Origin of the sequence: Polaromonas hydrogenivorans (assembly GCF_040105105.1) — a bacterium.
Taxonomy (GTDB): domain Bacteria; phylum Pseudomonadota; class Gammaproteobacteria; order Burkholderiales; family Burkholderiaceae_C; genus Polaromonas; species Polaromonas hydrogenivorans.
The window spans coordinates 1829655-1849057 of sequence record NZ_CP157675.1 but is presented as its reverse complement, the minus strand read 5'-3'; the positions used below and the strand labels follow the sequence as shown (position 1 = coordinate 1849057).

Below are 19403 nucleotides of genomic sequence, written 5' to 3'. Positions count from 1 at the left end.
CATAGCTGCCTGCGCATACCCAGCATGCGCAAAAGCCCTAAAGAGCTTGTAAAAATAGCCAAGACTACAAGTTCTCCGGGGAATCAGCCCCTGCCAGCGCCTCGAAGCCGGCCACGAGATCAAACAGTTCCTCGTCGATGCCGCTCTGGCGCAGACGGTGAAACGAGCGGTTCAGGTCGTCCAGCAATTCCTCGATGTTTTTCTCGGCGCGCTGCATGGCCGCCAGGCGGCTGGCGTTTTCGCTGGCCAGTGATTCGGCGCAGGCCCTGAACAGCGAGACGAACAGGTATTCGCGGACAAAGGCCGGCAATGCGGCTTGTGCGCCATTGATGGCCTCCGGCAAATTCCGGGTCGGCCAGGCCATCGCCGTCAACTCCCGCCGCCAGGTCTCGTCCAGCGGCAGCAGCCGCTGGCAGACAGGGGTGTAAATCGCCCCGGCATGCGGGCGGCTGTGAAAAACGTACACCTGCGTGATCTCGCCTTTTGCCAGCAGCGCATCCACCTCGACCAGCACCTGCCCGACCAGCGATGTAATCGCGCCAATCGAGCCCGGCAACATGAAGCTTTTGCCCAGCATCAGGTGGGTTTCCGCGAGCCTGGAGCCGATGCGCTCGCCGACGGCGCAGACCGTCTTTGCACCCGGCAAATCCTCCAGCGTCCTGAGCACAAAATCGGCCATCACATCGTTGAACTGGCCCACCAGCCCCTGGTCGGAGCCAAACACCACGGCGGCGATGGCCCCGGCGCCCGGGCGCGGCGCCTGGGCCTGGGCAAGAGGCTGCTGACCCTGGCGCAGGCAGGCCACCAGCCCCAGCTGCACCGTGCGGTAGTAATCATCCAGCGCGTGCACCGCATTTTCGTACTGGGTAATGCTTGAGGCGGCCACCGCCTTCATCGTGCGCACGACGGACTGAAGGTCGCCGGCCGTGCCAATCTTGCGTCCCAGGCTGGCGGTGGTGTCGCTCATCGGGCGCTCGTTCGCCGGCTCTCGGCGGGTGGCGGCACAAAGGGTTTGAGCGCATCGCGGGCCAGCTGAATCAGCGTGGCCCGGTCTTCTTCGCTCAGTTTTTTGGCCGTGTCAAAGCGCGCCTTCAGCTCGGCCGGCAGGGTGGCCGCCGCCTGAAGCACGGCTTGCTCGGCCGCCGTCATCTGCGCAAGCGGCACGCTGTCAAAAAATGCGGCGGTCAGCGCGAGCAGCACCGTGATTTGTCCGGCCATCGACACCGGGGCCGATTCCGGCTGCTGGAGGCACGCCCGGATGCGCCGTCCATGCTCGATGATTTTTTGGGTGTTTTCATCCAGCCGGGCGCCAAACCGGGCAAAGGTTTCCAGCTCCTCGAACTGCGCGTAAGCCAGCTTGAGGTCGCCAGTCACCGCCCGGTAGGCGGCGCGCTGCGCCTTGCCGCCCACGCGCGAGACGGATTTGCTGACATCGACGGCGGGCAGCACGCCCAGTTCAAACAGCGATGGTGACAGGTAAATCTGCCCGTCGGTGATGGAGATCAGGTTGGTCGGGATGTAGGCCGACATGTTCTGCGCTTCGGTTTCGATGATCGGCAGGGCGGTGAGCGAGCCGCCGCCGCGCTCCGGGCGCAGATGGGTGGCGCGCTCCAGCAGGCGCGAGTGGATGTAGAAAATATCGCCGGGAAAGGCCTCGCGTCCGGGCGGGCGGCGCAGCAGCAGGGACAGTTCGCGGTAGGCGCGGGCGTGCTGCGTCAGGTCGTCATAGACCACCAGGACGTCGCGGCCCATTTCCATGAAATGCTCGGCAATGCTGGTGGCCGCATAAGGCGCGATGTAGGCCAGTCCGGGCGGGTCGTTGCCCTCGGTGACCACCACGACGGTGTATTCCATGGCGCCCTTCTCGCGCAAAACGGCAATCGTCCTGGCCACGGCGGCGGCGCGCTGGCCAATCGCGCAATACACGCACAGCACATCCTGCCCGCGCTGGTTGAGGATGGTGTCCACCGCAATCGCGGTCTTGCCGGTCTGCCGGTCGCCCAGAATCAGTTCGCGCTGGCCGCGCCCAATCGGAATCAAGGCATCAACGACCTTCAGGCCGGTCTGCAGCGGCACGGTGACGGGGGCGCGGTCCATGATGGGTGCGGCAGGCCTTTCGATGGGCAGGCGCGCGCTGGAAACCACCGGCCCCAGGCTGTCAAGCGGGCGGCCCAGCGGGTCGATCACCCGGCCCAGCAAGCCCTCCCCCACGGCCACGTCCATCACGCGGCCGGTGCGCCGGACCTGATCGCCCGCATGCAGATGCCCGTAGTCGCCCAGCAGCACGACGCCGATTTCGGTCTCGTCCACATTGAAGGCGATGCCAAAGACATTGCCGGAAAAGCTCACCAGTTCCTCAAAGCCCACGCCCGGCAGGCCGGAAACCATGGCGATGCCGGTGGAAACGCGGGTGATGGTGCCGACCTCGTGCGGCGTCAGTTGCGCCGTGTAGGTTTCAAGCCCATGGCGAAGGCTGGCAAAGGTGCGGTCCAGGACACTTTGCAAGGTATCGGCTGGCGCGCTCATGCGGTTGTCTCTGCTGCTGTTGCGGCGGCGGGCTCGGGCTGGGGTTCGGACGGCTTTTCAAGCAGGCCGTCAACATGCTGTTCAAGCGACGCAAGAACCTCCGCGATGTTCCAGTCAAGCTTCCACCCGTTGGCTGTCAGTTCGATGCCGCTGATCAGCGCTGGCGTGGTCTCGAAGCAGACCTGGGTATCAGCCGCGAGGGTTTCATTGAGCGCCTGCTGCAGGGCTGCCCGCTGCGCCGGCGGCAACTCGAAAGCGCTGCGCACCCGCACAGGACTGGATGAGGCGTGCAAGGCCTGGGCCAGCCGCGCCCTGGCCTCCTCGTCAAGCGTTCGCAAGCGGCGCACGAACACCTCGGCCATGCGTGCCTCCAGCGTCGTTCCGGCCAGATCGGCCAGCACCTTGTGCGCCACGGCAAACACTTCATCGCGGCTTCGGCGGGCGATGTCCTGGTGCAGGCTCTGCAGCTCGCTGGCCAGCGCGTCCTGTCGCTTGACGCTCAAGGCGTCCGCCGCCTGCCGGGCTTCTTCGAGCAGGCGCTGGCGTTCGGTGGCGATCTCGTCCTTGACCTTGGCCAGCATCTCGCTGTGCTGGCGATCAAACGCCGCGTTTTTTGCCTGGAACTCGCCCTGCTCCTTCTGGGCAGTTGCCTGCTTCAAGGCAGCGTCCGCCAGCGCCGAAGCAATCCGCTTCTCGCGCGCGTCGATGGCGTCGAGGATGGGCTTGTAGAGAAAGCGCTTCATCAGCCACACGAGGATGAGAAAGTTGAGCGCTTGCGCGCCGACGGTGAACCAGTCAAAGAGCATGGCTTACTTCCCGGCGGCCTGGGCGATGGCGAAATTCCAGAACGGGTTGGCGAAAATCAGGATCATCGAGACCACGAAGCAGTAAATGGCGGTGGACTCGATCATCGCCAGGCCAACAAACAGGGTACGGGTGATGGTGGCCGAGGCGTCCGGCTGCTGGGCCAGCGCGGTGAGCGCCGTCGCCACCGCCCGCCCTTCGGCGAATGCCGGCCCCATGCAGCCAAAACCCGTGGTCAGGCCAGCGATGACAATGGATGCCACCGCGATGATTGTCATGCTGTCCATGCGATTTCCTTGAGTTGTTCGGGTGGTTGAATCAATGGCCGGCGCCGGCGTCCGGCGCCGTGGGAGGGAGATTGGGCTTGCTCTCATGCGTGGCCGCCGCGATGTAAACCGCCGCCAGGATGCTGAAAATGTAAGCCTGCACCATGCCCGTCAGCAGGCCAAGCACCGTCATGACGACCGGGAAAATGAAGGGCGTGATGCTCAGCAGAATGCCGATGATCATCGCTCCGCTCATCATGTTGCCAAACAGGCGCACCGCCAGGGCCAGCGTGCGGGAGGCTTCGCTGATGAGGTTGAACGGCAGCATGATGACGGTCGGCTCCAGGTAAGTCTTGAGGTAGCCCCTCAGGCCCTGGTCCTGGATGCCGAACAGCGGCACGGCCACCATCACACACAGGGCCAGCGCCGCCGTGGTGGACAGCGAGCCGGTCGGCGGCTCGTAGCCCGGAATGACGGTGCACAGGCTGGCCATGGCGACAAACAAAAAGAGCGTTCCCAGAAAGCCGATGTATTGCTTCGGATGGCGCAGGCCGACATCTTTAATCTGCGTCTCGATGCCGGTGACGATGATTTCCAGAAAATTCTGCCAGCGCGAGCGCGTGAGGTCCGTGGAAAGGCGGCGCGTGACGAGCTTTGAGCCGACGGCCATCACCAGCATCAGGCCCCAGGTAAACACAATGGTGGCGTTGAGTTTGAAAAACCCTTGCTGCCAGAAGATGATCTCATCGGGACTAAGGCGCACGGCGGGCCTCCTGGTCTGAAAGGGCCTGGCGCGCATCAAGCGGCCGGGTCAGCCGCGTCACCACCTGGCGGGCCATGACAAAACCGGCCAGGCAGGCCAGCAAGCGCCGCCAGTCGCCCCCTGAAACAACATAAAACCCGGTCATCGTCAAGCCCATGCGCAGCAGCAGACTGGCAAACACCCACAGCGCGGGCTGGCTGGAAAGCAGGCTCTTGCGAACCGTCCACCACAGGCCGCCAAAGAAAATGGCACCGAGCGCGCCTCCCGCAATCCATGCCAGCACCAGGGCCAGCGTTTCATTCATCGTCATGTTCAGGTTCCTCCCGCATGGCGGCGTCTTCGCGGGTGACCCAATGCCACGCATTCAGGCAACCCAGCATCAGCCCGGCCATCAGCAGGGCCAGCGTCCAGGAGCGCCCGCCCGGATAGCGCCGGTCCAGCCAGAGGCCGAGCGCCGCGCCCAGCAGGGTCGGTACGACCACGGACCAGCCAATCATGCCCATCAGCCCCAGGCCCGACCACACGCCGGGCGCGGGGTTGCGCCGCGCCTTGAGCTTGCGCGCCGCCTTGACGCCGACCTGCTCGGCCAGGCCGGGTTCTGTTTTTGAAGTTTTCCGGGGGTCGTCAGTCATGCTGAAAAGTCGCGAAGCGACGCAAAAAACCGGTTTCGAGTTTGGCCATGACCGCGCGCACGTTTTGCTCGTGCTCGTCCAGCGTCAAGAACTCCTGCTCGACGGCCTGGCGCAACTCGCCAAGGTTTGCGCCACCCATGGCCCGCCGCACGGAAACCAGCACCTCCGCGCCGCTCTTGACCAGCACGCCGCTGTCAACGGCGACAAAAACCTCTCCGTCAGAGGCTGTCTCGTAGATCAGGATGCCGGGCGTCAGCGCCGCCACGCAATCGAGCCGCTGCGGCAGCAAGCCAAACGAGCCCGCCTGGGTTTCGGCGACGATGCGCAAGACCGCTGTTTTTTCAGCAAAAATCCTGAACGGCAGCAGAATCTTAAGATTCATGGACATCGATTGCCTCTGTCTTCCTGGCCCGGGCTTCGTCAATCTTCCCGATCATGTAGAGCGCACTCTCAGGATAGTCTTTGAACTCATCGCGCAGGATTCGTTCACAGCCGTCGAGCGCGTCTTCGAGGCTGACCAGCTTGCCTGGCAGGTTGGTGAACTGCTCGGTCGTGAAAAACGGCTGGGTCAGGAAGCGCTCCAGCCGGCGCGCGCGGCCGACCACGTTGCGGTCCTGCGGCGACAGCTGCTCCAGCCCGAGCATGGCAATGATGTCCTTGAGCTGGGCGTATTGCGCCAGCGTGCGCCGGATCTCCTGCGCCAGCGCGTAATGCCGCTCGCCGACGATGCCCGGCGTGGCCATCTTGGAACTCGACTGCAGCGGGTCAATCGCCGGAAAAAGACCTTCGCTGGCCCGCTTGCGCGACAGCACGATGGACGCCGAGAGGTGCGAAAACGTATGCACTGCGGCCGGGTCGGTGAAGTCGTCCGCCGGCACATACACCGCCTGGATGGAGGTGATGGCGCCGCTGTCGGTGTTGGCGATGCGCTCCTCCAGCCCCGACAGCTCGGTGCCCATCGTCGGCTGGTAGCCCAGACGCGAAGGCATCTGCCCCATCAGGCCGGAAACTTCGGAGCCGGCCTGGATAAAGCGAAAAATATTGTCGATCAGCAGCAGCACATCGCGGTGCTCGTCGTCGCGGAAATACTCGGCCATCGTCAGCGCCGCGTGGCCGACCCGAAAGCGGCTGCCCGGCGGCTCGTTCATCTGGCCGAAGACCATCACCATGCTGGGCAGCACGCCGGCGTCCTTCATGTCGCGGTACAGCTCTTCGCCTTCGCGGCAGCGCTCGCCAATGCCGCAAAAAATGCTGATGCCCTCCTGATGCCCGACCATGTTGTGGATCATCTCAGTGAGCAGCACCGTCTTGCCCACGCCCGCGCCGCCGAACAGGCCAGCCTTGCCGCCGCGCTCCAGCGGCAGCAGCACGTCAATGACCTTGATGCCGGTCACGAAAACCTCAGACCGGGTGGAGCGCCGGGCCAGCGCAGGCGGCGCGCGATGCACCGAGCGCCATTGAATATCCGACGGGGCCGGCAGGCGGTCGATGGTGTTGCCAAACACATCGAACATGCGGGAAAGAATGCCTTTGCCGACCGGCGCTTTCAAGGGTCCGCCGGTGTCCACGACGGGCATGCCGCGCGCCAGGCCCTGTGTGGGCGTCAGCGCAATCGCGCGCACATGATGCGCATCGCGCTGCGCCAGCACTTCAACGATGATGCGGCCTTCGTCGGCGTGCAGAACGGTGTGAATCGGGGGCAAATGCGTGTCGAACCGCACATCGACCACGCTGCCGCGCACAGAGACAACAACGCCGAGATGGGGAACATCGGCCTGGAGCCCGCCGTCAGTCATGGCATTCCTTTTTCAGCATGAAGTGGACTGCGTGGCAGCCCTTGACACACTGTAACGCATGGAAATGTACGCTCCACCAAGCCGCCACAAGGCACTGAATTGCTACCAAATAGATAGCTGCTTGCACATATGCAGCTTGCGCAAAAGGCCTAAAAACCTTAAAAACTGGTAACTACTCGGTCCAGCAGAATGCAAGCAAACCTAAAGAGCGTCATTCCCGCGCAGGCGGGAATCCAGGCCGGTGTGAGCATTCAACCCTCGTTGCTGGATTCCCGCCTGCGCGGGAATGACGGCCTACTGAAGCCGAGTAGTTACAAAAAACTCCTTCAGCCCTCGGTCGGCAGCGCCTGGCCGCTCAGGTGCAGCTTCATCCAGCGCTGCAATTCGGCGACATGCTGGGATTCTTCCTCGACGAACTCCTTGGCCAGCACGCGGATTTCAGGGTCGGTGGTGGACTCCAGCACCTCGGCGTAAAAATCCAGGCCGGCGCTCTCGGCATCGAGTGCCACCTGCAGCGCCTGCTCGATGCCGATGAACGGATCGGCGGCCCAGATCGCTGCGGCCTCGGGGCTTTCAACGTCGGGCCAGCGGTAGTCGCCCGCCTTCATCTCGGGCAAGGTGCGAAAGCCCGCGCGCGCCTTGGCATCGCCCAGGTGCAGCAGCGAATAGTCGGCCAGGCGGCGAAACAGCCGCCCTACTTCCTTGTTGCCGGCCGTGGTCATGGCATCGGCGAGCTGGCCGAAGCGCAAGGCTGCCTCGCTCTCCAGCTGAATCGTATGGGCCAGAAATTCTTCTACGGTTTTCATGTTCTTCCTTTGTCAAAAGCCTGTGCGGGCGCCTTCAAATGGCCAGCACCGGCAGGGCGGGATCGAGGCCGCGAAACATCGCGCAGCGCAGGAACACCTCGCGCGTCGCCTTTTCCTGCTTGTGGCGGCAGTACTTGGCGACCAGCTTGGCCAGCCCCTTGATGTCGCGCCCGGTGGCGGCCGGAAACAGCGCCGGCAGCGTATCGAGCATGCCCTCCTCCAGGCAGAGCCCGAACTGCTCGCCCATCACCTGCCAGATGCGCCGCCGGCCGGCCGCATCGGGCGCGTGATAGCGGATCAGCGCGATGCAGCGCGAGACGATGGCTTCGTCAATGTCGTCGATGCGGTTGGTCGTCAAAAACAGCAGGCCGTTGAAATACTCCAGCACGCGCAAAAACACACCGACCACGGCGTTCATGGTCAGGTTGTCGTCGCGCCGCTTGATGTACACATCGGCCTCGTCGATCAGCAGCACGGCGCCCCAGCGCTGCGCGCGCAGCAGGATTTCCTTCAGCGACGCTTCCATCGTCGTGACGTTCAGGCCCAGCTGGCCGGAATGCACGCGGTACAGCGGGCGGCGGATGATCTCGGCATAGACCTCGGCGGTCAGCGTCTTGCCCACGCCGGGCGGTCCGGCGCACAGCACGGTGGTGCCGCCGGACTTGCCGGCGATGATGTCGTCCATCAGCACGTCCATCTCGGCGGTCAGGATGTCGATCAAATCGGTCTGCTCGGGCGGCAGCACCAGCTTGTGCTTGAGCTGCGGCTGGTAGGCATAGGGTTCGAGGTCGCTGACATGCACCCAGACATGGTGGTGCAACTCAAGGTGAAACATCAAAATCAGCGGATGCACCGGCAGGCGCTTGAACAAGGCGGGCTGGTGCTTCAGCTCGGCGTGCAGCGCCAGCACTTCGTCCTCGGCGTCAAAATGGTTGCTCTTGGCGGCCTTGCTCAGGTAGTTGGACAGCACTTCGCCAGTCGCCTCCAGGCTGGGGTTGCGCTGCTGCAGCACGCTTTCGTCGTTGACCAGCCGGGCCGCCGTGCCCTGCGCCGAAAGAATCACCACGTCCTTGCGCAGCCAGTCGCTGTCGCGGTGGGTGGCGCTCGGGTCTTGCGCATGGAAAGCGGTGCCGCGCCCCTCGAACTGCGCGCCGTTCTGGGCGCGCCAGTCAAAGTAGCGCTCCAGGGTAGCCTCGTAGGCTTGCAGCAGGGCCGCCGACTCGCGCACCAGCCCGCGCGACAGCAGCATCTCGGCCACGCTGCGGCCCTTGACATCGCCGCCCGTCAGGCGAATGGTTTGTTGAATCACGCCGGCCTTGGCGTTGGCCTTGAGTTCAATCAAGACCTTGCCGGTTTCGTCGTTGGAAGCGGGAATGTAGTCGATGCGCGTCGGGCACCAGGCCAGCGGCTGGCCGTCGGTGTCGGCGCTGAACAGCCAGCCGTAGCGTGCATCGGCGGCAATGTAGCGGACAAAGGCGGGCACCACTTTTTCCAGTGTCTCGGCGGTGAAGCGCTCGCTGGCGCCATCATGCAGCGCCTGGCGCAGCGAGCCGAGTTGCGCGGCGCGGCGCTGCTGGCTGGCGCCGCCTTCCTGCCAGAGCTGGCCCAGGCGGTCGAGCACGCCGGGCGAGAGTTGCTGCAGTTCGATTTCGGCATGCGCGCCGAAGCGCAACTGCTCCAGCAGCACCGCCAGTTCAGGAAATTCGCCCGCCAGGGCGTGGGCATGGGGGCGTTCAATACGCAGCTTCATCGCTGAATCCTCCGTGCAGGCTTTAGTTGTCGTCCGCCAGCACTTCCAGCTCGACCAGCTGCTCGTACAGCGTGCGGCGCGCCCACCACAGGGCCTTGCCGGCAATGCGGGGGTCTGCCCCTTCAAAAGCGCCAATCGCATCGCGGTCGCTCCAGTAGATGCAACTGGTGACGCCGCTGCGCGCGGCCAGCGCCGCTGTCAGGGCATCGCGCTCGGCCACGGGTTCGGTCTGAAAAACACCCCGGCCCAGCAAGTGGTCAGCCCGGTACAGCGGCGTATCCCAGCCGTGTTCGTCGCCCAGCGCGCAGATGGCGGGAAAACGCTCGCGCGCTGCGGCGTCGAGCACCGGGTGGCCAAGGTCTTCCAGCAGTTCGCGGGCCGTCACCTCATCGTGGATTTCCCACGGCTGGAGAGGGTCGGAGGCCGCCACCTTGCGCGAGAAGTCTTCATCGTCATAGGCAAACCAGGCGCGCGGCTTGCCCTGCTCAGGAAGTTCGACCACATAAATCACGGCAAGCTCCCGTCTATCGCTTAGAGGTTGAGGGTTGGGTTTCAGGAAGTCTGCGGATCCTGCATCAGCGTGCGGCGAAAGCCGACCGCCTCGGGGGCCAGCAGGACATGCTGGCCGACGGCGCCGCAGGCAACGCATTTGCCCAGCACTGAAAAGCCCTGCTTGCTGCAGGTCGCCGTCTTGCTTTGCACGCAGCCGGTCTGGCCGCAGACGCATTGGTAAACACTTCCATTGCACAGCAGCTGGTAGCCGCTGCGGGTTCCATCACATCGAACGAGCATCTATTTTCTCCTGGGTTTATTCCACGCCTTCGGCAGCCGCCTTGGCCCACACCGCATGGCGCAGGCGTTGCGTGATGCCGCTCGGGCTGGCGTCAAAAATCCGTTTTGCCGCCGACAGGGCGCTTTGCGCGATGGCGGCTTCCACATGGGTAAAGGGCAAGCGCCCGGCCGCATGCGTCGCACCCGGAACGGCCTTGCTGATGGCCTGCCGGTTGGGGTGTTCTTCCAGAGGAATCAGGCTGTCGGCCTCGCGCGCGCCGGCCAGGCAGATCCAGCCATCAATCACCTCAACCTTGCGGCCGTCCTGTGTGGACTTGATGTAGGTGGCTTCCATGATCAGAACTTCACCAAAATGTCTTCATCGCGCAGAACCATCTGGCAGGCCAGGCGCCAGGGTGGCGGCAAGTCCTTGGTTTCGGCTTCTTCAATCTGCTGGGCGGTGATCTTGCCGGCCAGCTTGAGGACGGTTTTTTCCTTTTGCGTCAACGCCATGCCGATGGGCGTCTTGGCGGACAGCACGGACACCTGCACCTGGCAGGAGCCGCACTCGCCGTTCTCGCACTCGAATTCCACAGGAATCTTGTTGGCCTTGGCCACGGACAGCAGCGTCCTGGTGTCGCCGGCGATGGCATACACCGTCACATCCTTCTTCATCTCGGGGGAGCTAAAAGTTACATTGGCCATGATGTACTCGGGAATAGGTTGAACGAGAGATAAGCGGTAAGCGGCGAAATGCAGGGCCGGGGGGGTGAACCCGGCCCTGCAGGCACATCAACGGATGATGTCGTAGCTGTAGTCGGTCTTGCCCGGAACGATGGTGTTGGCATCGAGCGCTTCGAAGAACTCATCGAGCAAGGTCACCAGGACGCGCATGCCGCCTTCGTAGCCCCAGGTGGGGAAACGGTGGTAGTGGTGGCGATCAAAAATCGGAAACACCATGCGGATCAGCGGCGTCTTGGTGTCGCGCTCCAGGTACTTGCCGTAGGTGTTGCCGATCAGGAAGTCCACCGGCTCGGTGAACATCAGCGAACGCAGGTGCCACAAATCGCGTTTCGGATACACCTTGCAGCCCGCGCCGTAAGGCGACGAGTCGAACAGGGCCTGAACCTTGATCTCCCACTCTTTACCGCCATTGGTAGCCAGGACGTGCGAGGGTTCGGCACCGAGTTCCAGCAGGAATCCGGCGTAGCCCAGCATCTGGTCAGGATCACCATACAGTGCGAAGCGCTTGCCGTGCAGGTGGGCCTGGCTGTCGGCCATGGCATCGACCAGTTCGCCGCGCTCTTTTTCGAGTTCGGCGGGAATCGGCTTGCCGGTCAGGCGCGAGATTTCCATCAGGAACTTGTCGGTTCCGGCCACGCCCACGGGCGCATTCAGTGCAACCACTTCCTGGCCATGTTCACGGATGAACTTACTGGTTTTCTCGCAGCAGTATTCCTGGAACACGATGGTCGCCTTGGCATGCAATGCAGCCTGGACTTCTTCCTTCGTGGTGCCGCCGGCGTACATGCGGAACTCGCCGTCGGTGGGCGTGTTCCAGTTGCCGGACGGGTCGCAGATGATGTTGACCTTGACGCCGAACAGGCTGAAAATCCGGCGGATTTCCTTCATGTTGCCAACGACATAGCCGTCAAAGCCGCCAATGAAGTTGATGCTTTCATCTTCCACGCGAACCATCGGTTCGGTGGTCTTGGCCTTGCCGTCCCAGAAGTGGCGCAGGATGCCCAGCAGCGCATTGTCGTAGCCGGTGATGTGGCTGCCGACAAACGCGGGCGTGTGGGCGAACGGCACGTCGAAGTCGTCGGGCACGCTGCCTTTTTGCTTGCTGGTCTTGATGAAGGCGTCAACGTCGTCACCAATCACTTCGGCCATGCAGGTGGTCGAGACGGCAATCATGTCGGGCTTGTACAGGCTGTAGGCGTTGGACAGGCCATCGACCATGTTGTTCAGGCCGCCGAACACGGCTGCATCTTCGGTCATCGAGGAGCTGACGCAGGACGTTGGCTCTTTGAAGTGACGCGAGAAGTGCGAGCGGTAGTAAGCCACGCACCCCTGGCTGCCGTGAACGAAGGACAGCGTCTTGGCAAAGCCGTTGGCGACAAACACAGCGCCCAGCGGCTGGCAGGCCTTGGCCGGATTCACGCTCAGCGAATCGCGGGCGAAGTTCTTTTGCTTGTAGTCTTCGGTCTTGGTCCATTCGACGATCTGCTTGACCGTTTCGTCGGAATGGTTGAACTCGAAGTCCGCTTTCTTGCTGCGGAAAATCTCTTGGTACTCGGGCTCACGGAACAGCAGTTCGTGGTCGAGAATCTTGTCGGCTGATTGAGGCATGGTGGGGCTCCAAAGGTTAGCGAGAGGCGCGATGGCTGGCCATCGCGCCGGTCATCGTGGGAAAGGGCGGCCGGCGGTCACCGGCCGTCCGGGGTCTTAAGCGGCTTTCTTCCAGGGCGCCTTGGTCAGTGCCCAGATCGGGCTGGAAATCGCCATGTCCATGTCACGGGCGAAGATGGCAAAACCGTCGTAGCCGTGGTAAGGACCGGAGTAATCCCAGCTGTGCATCTGGCGGAAAGGCACGCCCATCTTCTGGAACACATACTTTTCCTTGATGCCCGAGCCCACGAGATCGGGCTGCACCTGCTCGACGAATTTTTCGAATTCGTAGCCGGTCACGTCGTCATAGATCAGCGTGCCGTCTTTCACGTAGTGCGTGGTGCGCTGGTAGTCGTCGTTGTGGCCGAACTCGTAGCCGGTGCCGACCACATCCATGCCTAAGTCTTCGTAGGCGCCGATGACGTGACGCGGACGCAGGCCGCCGACGAACAGCATGACCTTCTTGCCTTGCAGGCGCGGCTTGAACCGGGCCACCACGGCCTCCATCAGAGGACGGTACTTGGCGATCACCTCTTCGGCCTTGGCCTTGATGGTGTCGTCGAAGTGGCTGGCGATTTCGCGCAGGCTTTTCTCGATCATCGTGGGGCCGAAGAAGTTGTACTCAACCCATGGAATACCGTACTTTTCTTCCATGTGCCGGCTGATGTAGTTCATCGAGCGGTAGCAATGCAGCACATTGAGTTTGGCTTTGGGCGTGTTCTCGATTTCAGCGATGGTGCCGTCGCCGGACCACTGGGAAATCACGCGCAGGCCCATTTCTTCGAGCAAAATGCGGCTGGACCAGGCATCGCCACCGATGTTGTAGTCGCCGATGATGGCCACGTCGTAAGGGGTGGAGACAAATTCGGGGTGCTTGTTGGGATCGACCTTGTCGAACACCCAGTCGCGGATCGCGTCGTTGGCCAGATGGTGGCCGAGCGACTGGCTCACGCCACGGAAACCTTCGCAGCGCACGGGAACGATGGTCTTGCCAACGTATTCCTTGCTCTTCTTTTTCGACACGGCTTCGATGTCGTCGCCGATCAGGCCAATCGGGCATTCCGACTGAATCGAGATACCCTTGTTCAGCGGGAACAGTTCCTGGATCTCGTCGATGATCTTGTCGAGCTTTTTGTCGCCGCCGAAGACGATGTCTTTTTCCTGGAAATCGGAGGTGAACTGCATCGTCACGAAGGTGTCGATGCCGGTAATGCCGATGTAGTAGTTGCGGCGGGCAGCCCACGAGTATTGACCGCAGCCGACCGGGCCGTGGCTGATGTGGATCATGTCCTTGATCGGGCCCCACACCACGCCTTTGGAGCCAGCGTAGGCGCAACCGCGAATGGTCATGACGCCGGGTAAGGACTTGATATTGGACTTGACGCCGCAATCGGGCTTGCCGTCTTCAAACGTGCCCAGGTGTTTGGCGCGCCGCTTGGCCATCTTTTCAGGATAAGCCTTCAGCACTTCATCAATCAGGGCCTTGTTCGCGGCCTTGCGCTCTTCAACGGTGGCAGTCATGGGGAACTCCAGTGGTAAATAGTTTTTTTCTCTGGCACAAGACCGGCCCGATTCAGCCTGCGGTGAACCCGGCCGGTCTTAAAGCCTCTTAGGCAGCCAAGGCTGCGGCTGCGGCGGCGGCCTTGCCGACTTCCGACTCGTCAATCGCTTCCATGATGCCGAATTCCATCAGCATGTCTTCGAGCTGATCCATCGTGATCGGGGTAGGGATCGTGCCGTTGCCAGCGTTGTTGTGGATCTTCGAAGCCAGGGTGCGGTATTCGCCGGCCTGCTTGGACTCAGGTGCGTACTCGATCACCGTCATGCGGCGCAGCTCAGCGTGCTGAACGACGTTGTCGCGTGGGATGAAGTGGATCAGCTTGGTGCCCAGCATGCCGGACAGGGCGTCAGCCAGCTCGTATTCCTTGTCGGTCTGGCGCTCGTTGCAGACCAGGCCGCCCAGACGCACGCCACCCGAATTGGCATACTTCAAAATGCCCTTGGAGATGTTGTTGGCGGCGTACATGGCCATCATTTCGCCGGACATGACGATGTAGATTTCCTGCGCCTTGTTTTCGCGGATGGGCATGGCGAAACCGCCGCACACCACGTCGCCCAGCACGTCGTAGGAAACATAGTCAACGCCGTCGTAGGCGCCGTTTTCTTCAAGGAAGTTGATCGAGGTGATGACACCGCGGCCAGCGCAGCCAACTCCTGGCTCTGGGCCGCCGGACTCGACGCAGCGGATGTCCTTGTAGCCGATCTTCATGACGTCTTCGAGTTCCAGATCCTCGACGGAACCGGCTTCAGCGGCCAGCGACAGGATGGTGTCCTGGGCTTTTGCGTGAAGGATCAGGCGGGTCGAGTCGGCCTTGGGGTCGCAGCCGACGATCAGGATTTTCTGACCGAGGTCGGACAGGGCCGCCAGGGTGTTTTGGGAAGTGGTCGATTTACCGATGCCACCTTTGCCGTAAAAGGCGATTTGCCGAAGTTTGGCCATTGCAGTACTCCATTCAAGGAAGGGTTAAAAAAAACCTAACGTTTGCGTAGCCGCGACTTTGTGTCAGCCTTTCGTGCCAGTTGGTCTTATTCTTGGGTTCACGTTCGGCCGGACCGATGTCCGCGCAGTCTCCTTACTGCACCTTCCGTGCCAGCCGTTTGAAGTGTCTTTTCAACCCGCTGAAACAAGAGCTTTTCAGAGGGGAAACGCTGTTTTCCGGGGATGCGGGCAGGCGCTTTCGGGCTTTGTCAATTTCCCGACAAAAGTCCCGCAGCGTGTCGCAAAAATTCCGCCTCCGGCCTGCCGCAGCCCGGGTTTGTGTCGGGTTTGCAGGACTGCATGGCTTCCTTATGCCTGGTACGGTCATTGCTGATAGAAGCGGCATGAACCCCACCACAGCCACTGCTGCAACTTCCCCGGCCAGCCAGCCGCCGGCAACGCACTTCGAGCTGCTCGGCGGCCAGGCCGGTGTCGTGCGGCTGGTGAATGCTTTTTACCGTCATATGGATACGCGGCTTGACGCCAGCGGCATTCGCGCCATGCACGAGCCCGACCTCGCCTCGACCAAGGCCGTGCTGGTGCTGTACCTGTGTGAATGGCTGGGCGGCCCAAAAGACTATTCGGCCCAGCGCGGCCACCCGCGCCTGCGCATGCGCCACGGCGGCTTTTCCATCGGCGTGGCCGAGCGCGACGCCTGGCTGGCCTGCATGCGCGCAGCGCTCGATGACGCTGGCGCCACGCCCGAGCTGCACGGCGCATTGATGACCGCTTTTTTCAAGACCGCCGACTGGATGCGCAACACCAGCCCCTGAAAACCCCTGCCCCCATCAACCTCAACCCTTTCTACCACCCCTGAAGGAATCTTCATGACTGCAACCCTAGAACGCAAAGCCATCGACGACACCGCATTTGCGCGGCTCGAACAAGAGGGCCGAATGCTCAATCCCCTGGTCAAGGGCCCGACAGCCAAGCCCGGCCGCATCGGTTTTCGCGGCGAGCTGGCCCTGCGCTTTGCGCCCAAGCTGGCCGACGAAGCCCGCCCGCCCGAGTTGCTCTGCACCCAGGTCATGGCCGTTGCCACTGTCGGTGAAGCACAACTGCCCTTCTTTGCCGGCTACCTGCTGAGCTTTGAATACCTCAAGGACGTGGCCGAAGTGCTGGGCGACACGCTGAGCGCCGGCGGCAAGTATTTCCTGTTCTGCGACAACATCGACCTGTCCAAGAAATACCAGGTGCCTTACAAGGGCGCGATGTTCTATGTGCTGCCGATCCTCGAATCGACGGTGTACAACGAGATGCTGGACCTGCTCTACCTGGAAAAGAACGACCTGAAGAAAAAAGACACCGCCGGCAAGCTCGATGCCGTGGCCAACGCCGCGCTGAAGTACGACATCACCTTTGACACCATCACCTACGCCGAAGGCCTGGAGCTGATGGGGCCGGTGCGCAATCCGAACGAAAACCGGCCCGTCTGAGCTTTCCGAAGACTGGTCCCATGACTGGCTCCATGAGCGCCCTCACCACCTGGCTGGCAAAGCAAGGCTTTCCCGGCCTGCACGCCCGCCATACCCACGGTGACACGCCGCTGATGCGGGCCGCCCGGCAGGGCGAGGACGCCATCGTCCTCGCCCTGCTGGCCTGTGGCGCCGCGACCCACGCCGTCAACGACGAGGGCAACAACGCGCTCTGGTTTGCCTGCCTGCACGGCAACCTGGCGGTGATCCGCCGGCTGATCGAGGCCGGCGCCCCCATTGACCACGCCAACGACGATGGCCTGACCTGCCTGATGCAGGCCGCCAGGCGCAGCCAGCGGGAAACACAGCGCCTGCTGCTGGACCACGGGGCGACGGCGGACCTGTACGCCCCCGATGGCCGCAGCGCCCGGCAGATGCGCGGCGCCCGGAGCCTGCGGCTGAAACCCCTGAACCACCCGGCACACCCATGCTGAACCCCCACGCAGCCACCCTGCTGGCCTACCACGAGCGGACCAAGCACCGGCTGGAGCGCTACGCCTTCGGCCCGGAGACCCTGGACTGGGATGCGCAGCCCGACCCGTTTCGCCGCTTCGCCGGAGCGCCGCTGACGCCGCTGCCGCTGCCCGCCAATGACGAAAAGGTGGCCTGGAGCCGAATCTTCACCCCCGGCGCCATCGCGCCGCACCCGGCCACGCTGCGAAGCATTGGCCTGCTGTTTGAACTCTCGTTTGCGCTGTCGGCCTGGAAGCAGCTGGGGCCGGACCGCTGGGCGCAGCGCTGCAACCCCTCCAGCGGCAACCTGCACCCGACCGAGGTGTATCTGCTGGCCAGCGGACTGGCTTATCTGGATGACGGCCTTTACCACTACGCCCCCAGGGAACATGCGCTGGAGCAGCGCGCCGCGCTCACTCCGCCCATACCGCCCATACCGCAGGAAAGCAGCGCCCCGCCCCGCCTGCTGGTCGGTTTCAGCTCGATTCACTGGCGCGAGGCCTGGAAATACGGCGAGCGCGCCTTTCGCTACTGCCAGCTCGACATGGGCCACGCCATCGGCGCGCTGCGCTATGCCGCCGCCGTGCTCGGCTGGCGCCTGCGGGAAGTCGCCCTCACGCATGACGACATCGCCAGGCTGCTGGGCCTGGACCGCGCCAGCGACTTTGCCCGCGCCGAGCGCGAAGAACCCGAAGCCGTGTTTGAACTGCTGCTGACGCCCGGCAACCTTGAAGGCTGCGACCCGCTGGCGTGGCTGCCAGGTGCCGCGTGGCAGGGACAGGCCAACCGGCTTGATCCCCGGCCGATGTACCACTGGCCAGTCATTGAGCAGGCGGCCCAGGCTTCGCGCCGCAGCGTGCCAACGCCCGCCGCGTCCGGGCTGCCCATGGCGGCCCGCCGCCTGCTGCCCAACACCCAAACCAGCGCCGCCGACCTGATCCGTTCACGCCGCAGCGCCCAGCGCTTTGACCGCCGCGCCCGGCTTGACGCCGAACGCCTCTGGCCGATGCTCGAAGCCCTGATGCCGCAGACCGAAGACGGCCACGCGGCCCTTCCCTGGGACACAGGAAACAGGCTCCCGGCCGTGCATGCCGTGCTGTTTGCGCACCGCATCGACGGCCTGGCCCCCGGCGCCTACCTGCTTGCGCGCCATCCGTCGGCCCTGCCCGCGCTCCAGGCCGCGCTGGCACATCTGGCCTGGCAGCAGGTTCCGAACAGCCCGCCCGGCGTGCCGCTGCACGAGCTGGTCCAGAACCCCGCGCTGGCCGGCACCCTGCGCACGCTGAGCTGCCACCAGGCGATTGCCGCCGATGCGCTGTTTGTCGTCGCGCTGCTGGCCGAATTCACCCCCCGGATCGGCCCCGCCCCCTGGCAGTACCGCGAACTGCTGCGCGAAGCCGGGCTGATCGGCCAGTCGCTCTACCTCGAAGCCGAAGCCGCCGGGCTGCGCGGCACCGGCATCGGCTGCTACTTTGACGACCCCGTGCATGAACTTCTGGGCTTGTCCGGCCCGGCCCCGCAGACCTGGCAGGTGCTCTACCACTTCAGCGTCGGGCTGCCCATGCCGGATGAGCGCATCACCCGTTTTCCACCTTACGACCGACAGGAAACCATGGACTCCTCTGCCCACCTTCGTCCACCCACCCCAAGGGCCGCGCCATGAAAGGCCAACGCATGTTCCGCCGCCTCACGCTCGCCGAGCTGGGCGCCTGGCAGGGCCAGCGCCCCAACGCGCTGCTGCTTGACGCCCGCGACGCCGACAGCCATGCCAGGAACGGCTGGCCCGGCGCGGTGTTCCTGGGGCGCCACAACCAGGACCAGCTGCTGCTGCGCACGGAGCGCCGCCAGCCGGTGCTGATTTACTGCTACCACGGCAACGCCAGCCAGACCTGGGCGCAGATGTTCGCCGACTTCGGCTTTACCGATGTCTGCGACCTGGTCGGCGGCCATGCGGCCTGGGTCACCGGAACGGCGACCGCCAACCCGTCCGGCAAGACGCCCACGCCCGAACTCGCCGCCTGGCTGGCGCGTGAGGGCTTTGTCGGCCCGGACGGGCGCGGCGCGCACGGCAACACACCGCTGATGGTGGCCGCCTGGCGCGGCGCCGCCGGCATCGTCGAGGCCTTGCTGGCGCACGGCGTGGTGCTGGACGCCGTCAACGGCGACGGCAACAACGCGCTCTGGCTGGCCTGCGTCAACGGCAATCCTGACGTCATGAAGCGCCTGGTGGCGGCCGGCGTTCCCATCAACCACGCCAACAGCACCGGCGCCACCTGCCTGATGTATGCCGCGTCCTCGGGCAAGACCGATGTGCTGCGCACGCTGCTGCTACTCAACGCCGACATGAGCCTGCGCACGCAGGACGACTTCAGCGCGCTGGACATGGCCGCCAACCTCGACTGCCTGCAACTGCTTCGCAAACACTAGGCGT

The 19403-nt window shown here is 63.6% G+C and carries 23 protein-coding genes; 5 read left to right on the top strand and 18 right to left on the bottom strand.

The annotated features are described in order from the left end of the window. Positions 1-64 precede the first annotated feature (64 nt). From ABLV49_RS08730 to nifH, 18 genes are all read right to left on the bottom strand, one after another. Positions 65-967: a F0F1 ATP synthase subunit gamma gene (locus tag ABLV49_RS08730; RefSeq protein ID WP_349281208.1), complete on the bottom strand. Its 903-nt coding sequence runs from the start codon at positions 965-967 to the stop codon at positions 65-67. Further along, on the bottom strand, positions 964-2526 hold the full coding sequence (locus tag ABLV49_RS08725) for an alternate F1F0 ATPase, F1 subunit alpha (RefSeq protein ID WP_349281207.1): 1563 nt from the start codon (positions 2524-2526) through the stop codon (positions 964-966). Before ABLV49_RS08725 ends, ABLV49_RS08730 begins: the two co-directional genes overlap by 4 nt. Continuing rightward, entirely contained in the window at positions 2523-3332 is an 810-nt protein-coding gene (locus ABLV49_RS08720; RefSeq protein ID WP_349281206.1) for a F0F1 ATP synthase subunit delta, read from the bottom strand. Before ABLV49_RS08720 ends, ABLV49_RS08725 begins: the two co-directional genes overlap by 4 nt. A 3-nt stretch (positions 3333-3335) precedes the next feature. Further along, positions 3336-3617: a F0F1 ATP synthase subunit C gene (locus tag ABLV49_RS08715; protein WP_011801716.1), complete on the bottom strand. Its 282-nt coding sequence runs from the start codon at positions 3615-3617 to the stop codon at positions 3336-3338. Positions 3618-3648: 31 nt separating this feature from the next. Continuing rightward, complete coding sequence (locus ABLV49_RS08710) at positions 3649-4359, bottom strand: F0F1 ATP synthase subunit A (protein WP_349281205.1); 711 nt, start codon at positions 4357-4359, stop codon at positions 3649-3651. Continuing rightward, positions 4349-4669 carry an ATP synthase subunit I gene (locus ABLV49_RS08705; protein WP_349281204.1) on the bottom strand — a complete coding sequence of 107 codons (321 nt, stop codon included), beginning with the start codon at positions 4667-4669 and terminating at the stop codon, positions 4349-4351. The genes ABLV49_RS08710 and ABLV49_RS08705 overlap by 11 nt, the downstream gene beginning before the upstream one ends. Then, positions 4656-4991 (bottom strand): AtpZ/AtpI family protein, encoded by a 336-nt coding sequence (locus ABLV49_RS08700; protein WP_349281203.1) that lies wholly within the window; start codon positions 4989-4991, stop codon positions 4656-4658. The genes ABLV49_RS08705 and ABLV49_RS08700 overlap by 14 nt, the downstream gene beginning before the upstream one ends. Further along, on the bottom strand, positions 4984-5379 hold the full coding sequence (locus ABLV49_RS08695; protein ID WP_349281202.1) for a F0F1 ATP synthase subunit epsilon: 396 nt from the start codon (positions 5377-5379) through the stop codon (positions 4984-4986). The genes ABLV49_RS08700 and ABLV49_RS08695 overlap by 8 nt, the downstream gene beginning before the upstream one ends. Beyond that, positions 5363-6787, bottom strand: coding sequence for a F0F1 ATP synthase subunit beta (gene atpD / locus ABLV49_RS08690; RefSeq protein WP_349281201.1), 1425 nt, complete (start codon positions 6785-6787; stop codon positions 5363-5365). The genes ABLV49_RS08695 and atpD overlap by 17 nt, the downstream gene beginning before the upstream one ends. A 326-nt stretch (positions 6788-7113) precedes the next feature. Beyond that, positions 7114-7593: a ferritin-like domain-containing protein gene (locus tag ABLV49_RS08685; protein ID WP_349281200.1), complete on the bottom strand. Its 480-nt coding sequence runs from the start codon at positions 7591-7593 to the stop codon at positions 7114-7116. A 34-nt stretch (positions 7594-7627) separates the two neighbouring features. Then, positions 7628-9343, bottom strand: a complete 1716-nt coding sequence (locus tag ABLV49_RS08680) for an ATP-binding protein (RefSeq protein WP_349281199.1) — start codon at positions 9341-9343, stop codon at positions 7628-7630. Positions 9344-9365: 22 nt separating this feature from the next. Next, the gene (locus tag ABLV49_RS08675) at positions 9366-9854 is read right to left on the bottom strand and encodes a hypothetical protein (protein ID WP_349281198.1); all 489 of its coding nucleotides are present in this window, start codon (positions 9852-9854) and stop codon (positions 9366-9368) included. A 41-nt stretch (positions 9855-9895) separates the two neighbouring features. Beyond that, positions 9896-10135, bottom strand: coding sequence for a hypothetical protein (locus ABLV49_RS08670; RefSeq protein ID WP_349281197.1), 240 nt, complete (start codon positions 10133-10135; stop codon positions 9896-9898). A 16-nt stretch (positions 10136-10151) separates the two neighbouring features. After that, a complete protein-coding gene (locus ABLV49_RS08665; protein ID WP_349281196.1) occupies positions 10152-10469 on the bottom strand; it encodes a hypothetical protein in 318 nt (105 codons plus the stop codon). Between the two features lie 2 nt (positions 10470-10471). Next, entirely contained in the window at positions 10472-10819 is a 348-nt protein-coding gene (locus tag ABLV49_RS08660; protein ID WP_011801727.1) for a 2Fe-2S iron-sulfur cluster-binding protein, read from the bottom strand. Between the two features lie 87 nt (positions 10820-10906). Further along, positions 10907-12466, bottom strand: a complete 1560-nt coding sequence (gene nifK / locus ABLV49_RS08655; protein ID WP_349281195.1) for a nitrogenase molybdenum-iron protein subunit beta — start codon at positions 12464-12466, stop codon at positions 10907-10909. Between the two features lie 96 nt (positions 12467-12562). Next, on the bottom strand, positions 12563-14026 hold the full coding sequence (gene nifD, locus ABLV49_RS08650) for a nitrogenase molybdenum-iron protein alpha chain (RefSeq protein ID WP_349281194.1): 1464 nt from the start codon (positions 14024-14026) through the stop codon (positions 12563-12565). Positions 14027-14114: 88 nt separating this feature from the next. Beyond that, complete coding sequence (gene nifH, locus ABLV49_RS08645) at positions 14115-15005, bottom strand: nitrogenase iron protein (RefSeq protein ID WP_349281193.1); 891 nt, start codon at positions 15003-15005, stop codon at positions 14115-14117. Between the two features lie 383 nt (positions 15006-15388). Between nifH and ABLV49_RS08640 the strand changes: the two genes are divergently transcribed. The 5 genes from ABLV49_RS08640 to ABLV49_RS08620 are packed head-to-tail and all read left to right on the top strand — an operon-like array spanning position 15389 to position 19399. After that, positions 15389-15817, top strand: coding sequence for a group II truncated hemoglobin (locus tag ABLV49_RS08640; protein WP_349281192.1), 429 nt, complete (start codon positions 15389-15391; stop codon positions 15815-15817). A gap of 54 nt (positions 15818-15871) precedes the next feature. After that, entirely contained in the window at positions 15872-16480 is a 609-nt protein-coding gene (locus tag ABLV49_RS08635) for a hypothetical protein (protein ID WP_349281191.1), read from the top strand. Positions 16481-16512: 32 nt separating this feature from the next. Continuing rightward, complete coding sequence (locus ABLV49_RS08630; protein ID WP_349281190.1) at positions 16513-16953, top strand: ankyrin repeat domain-containing protein; 441 nt, start codon at positions 16513-16515, stop codon at positions 16951-16953. Then, positions 16947-18635, top strand: coding sequence for a nitroreductase family protein (locus ABLV49_RS08625; RefSeq protein ID WP_349281189.1), 1689 nt, complete (start codon positions 16947-16949; stop codon positions 18633-18635). Before ABLV49_RS08630 ends, ABLV49_RS08625 begins: the two co-directional genes overlap by 7 nt. After that, positions 18632-19399 carry an ankyrin repeat domain-containing protein gene (locus tag ABLV49_RS08620; protein WP_349281188.1) on the top strand — a complete coding sequence of 256 codons (768 nt, stop codon included), beginning with the start codon at positions 18632-18634 and terminating at the stop codon, positions 19397-19399. The genes ABLV49_RS08625 and ABLV49_RS08620 overlap by 4 nt, the downstream gene beginning before the upstream one ends. Positions 19400-19403: the final 4 nt, after the last annotated feature.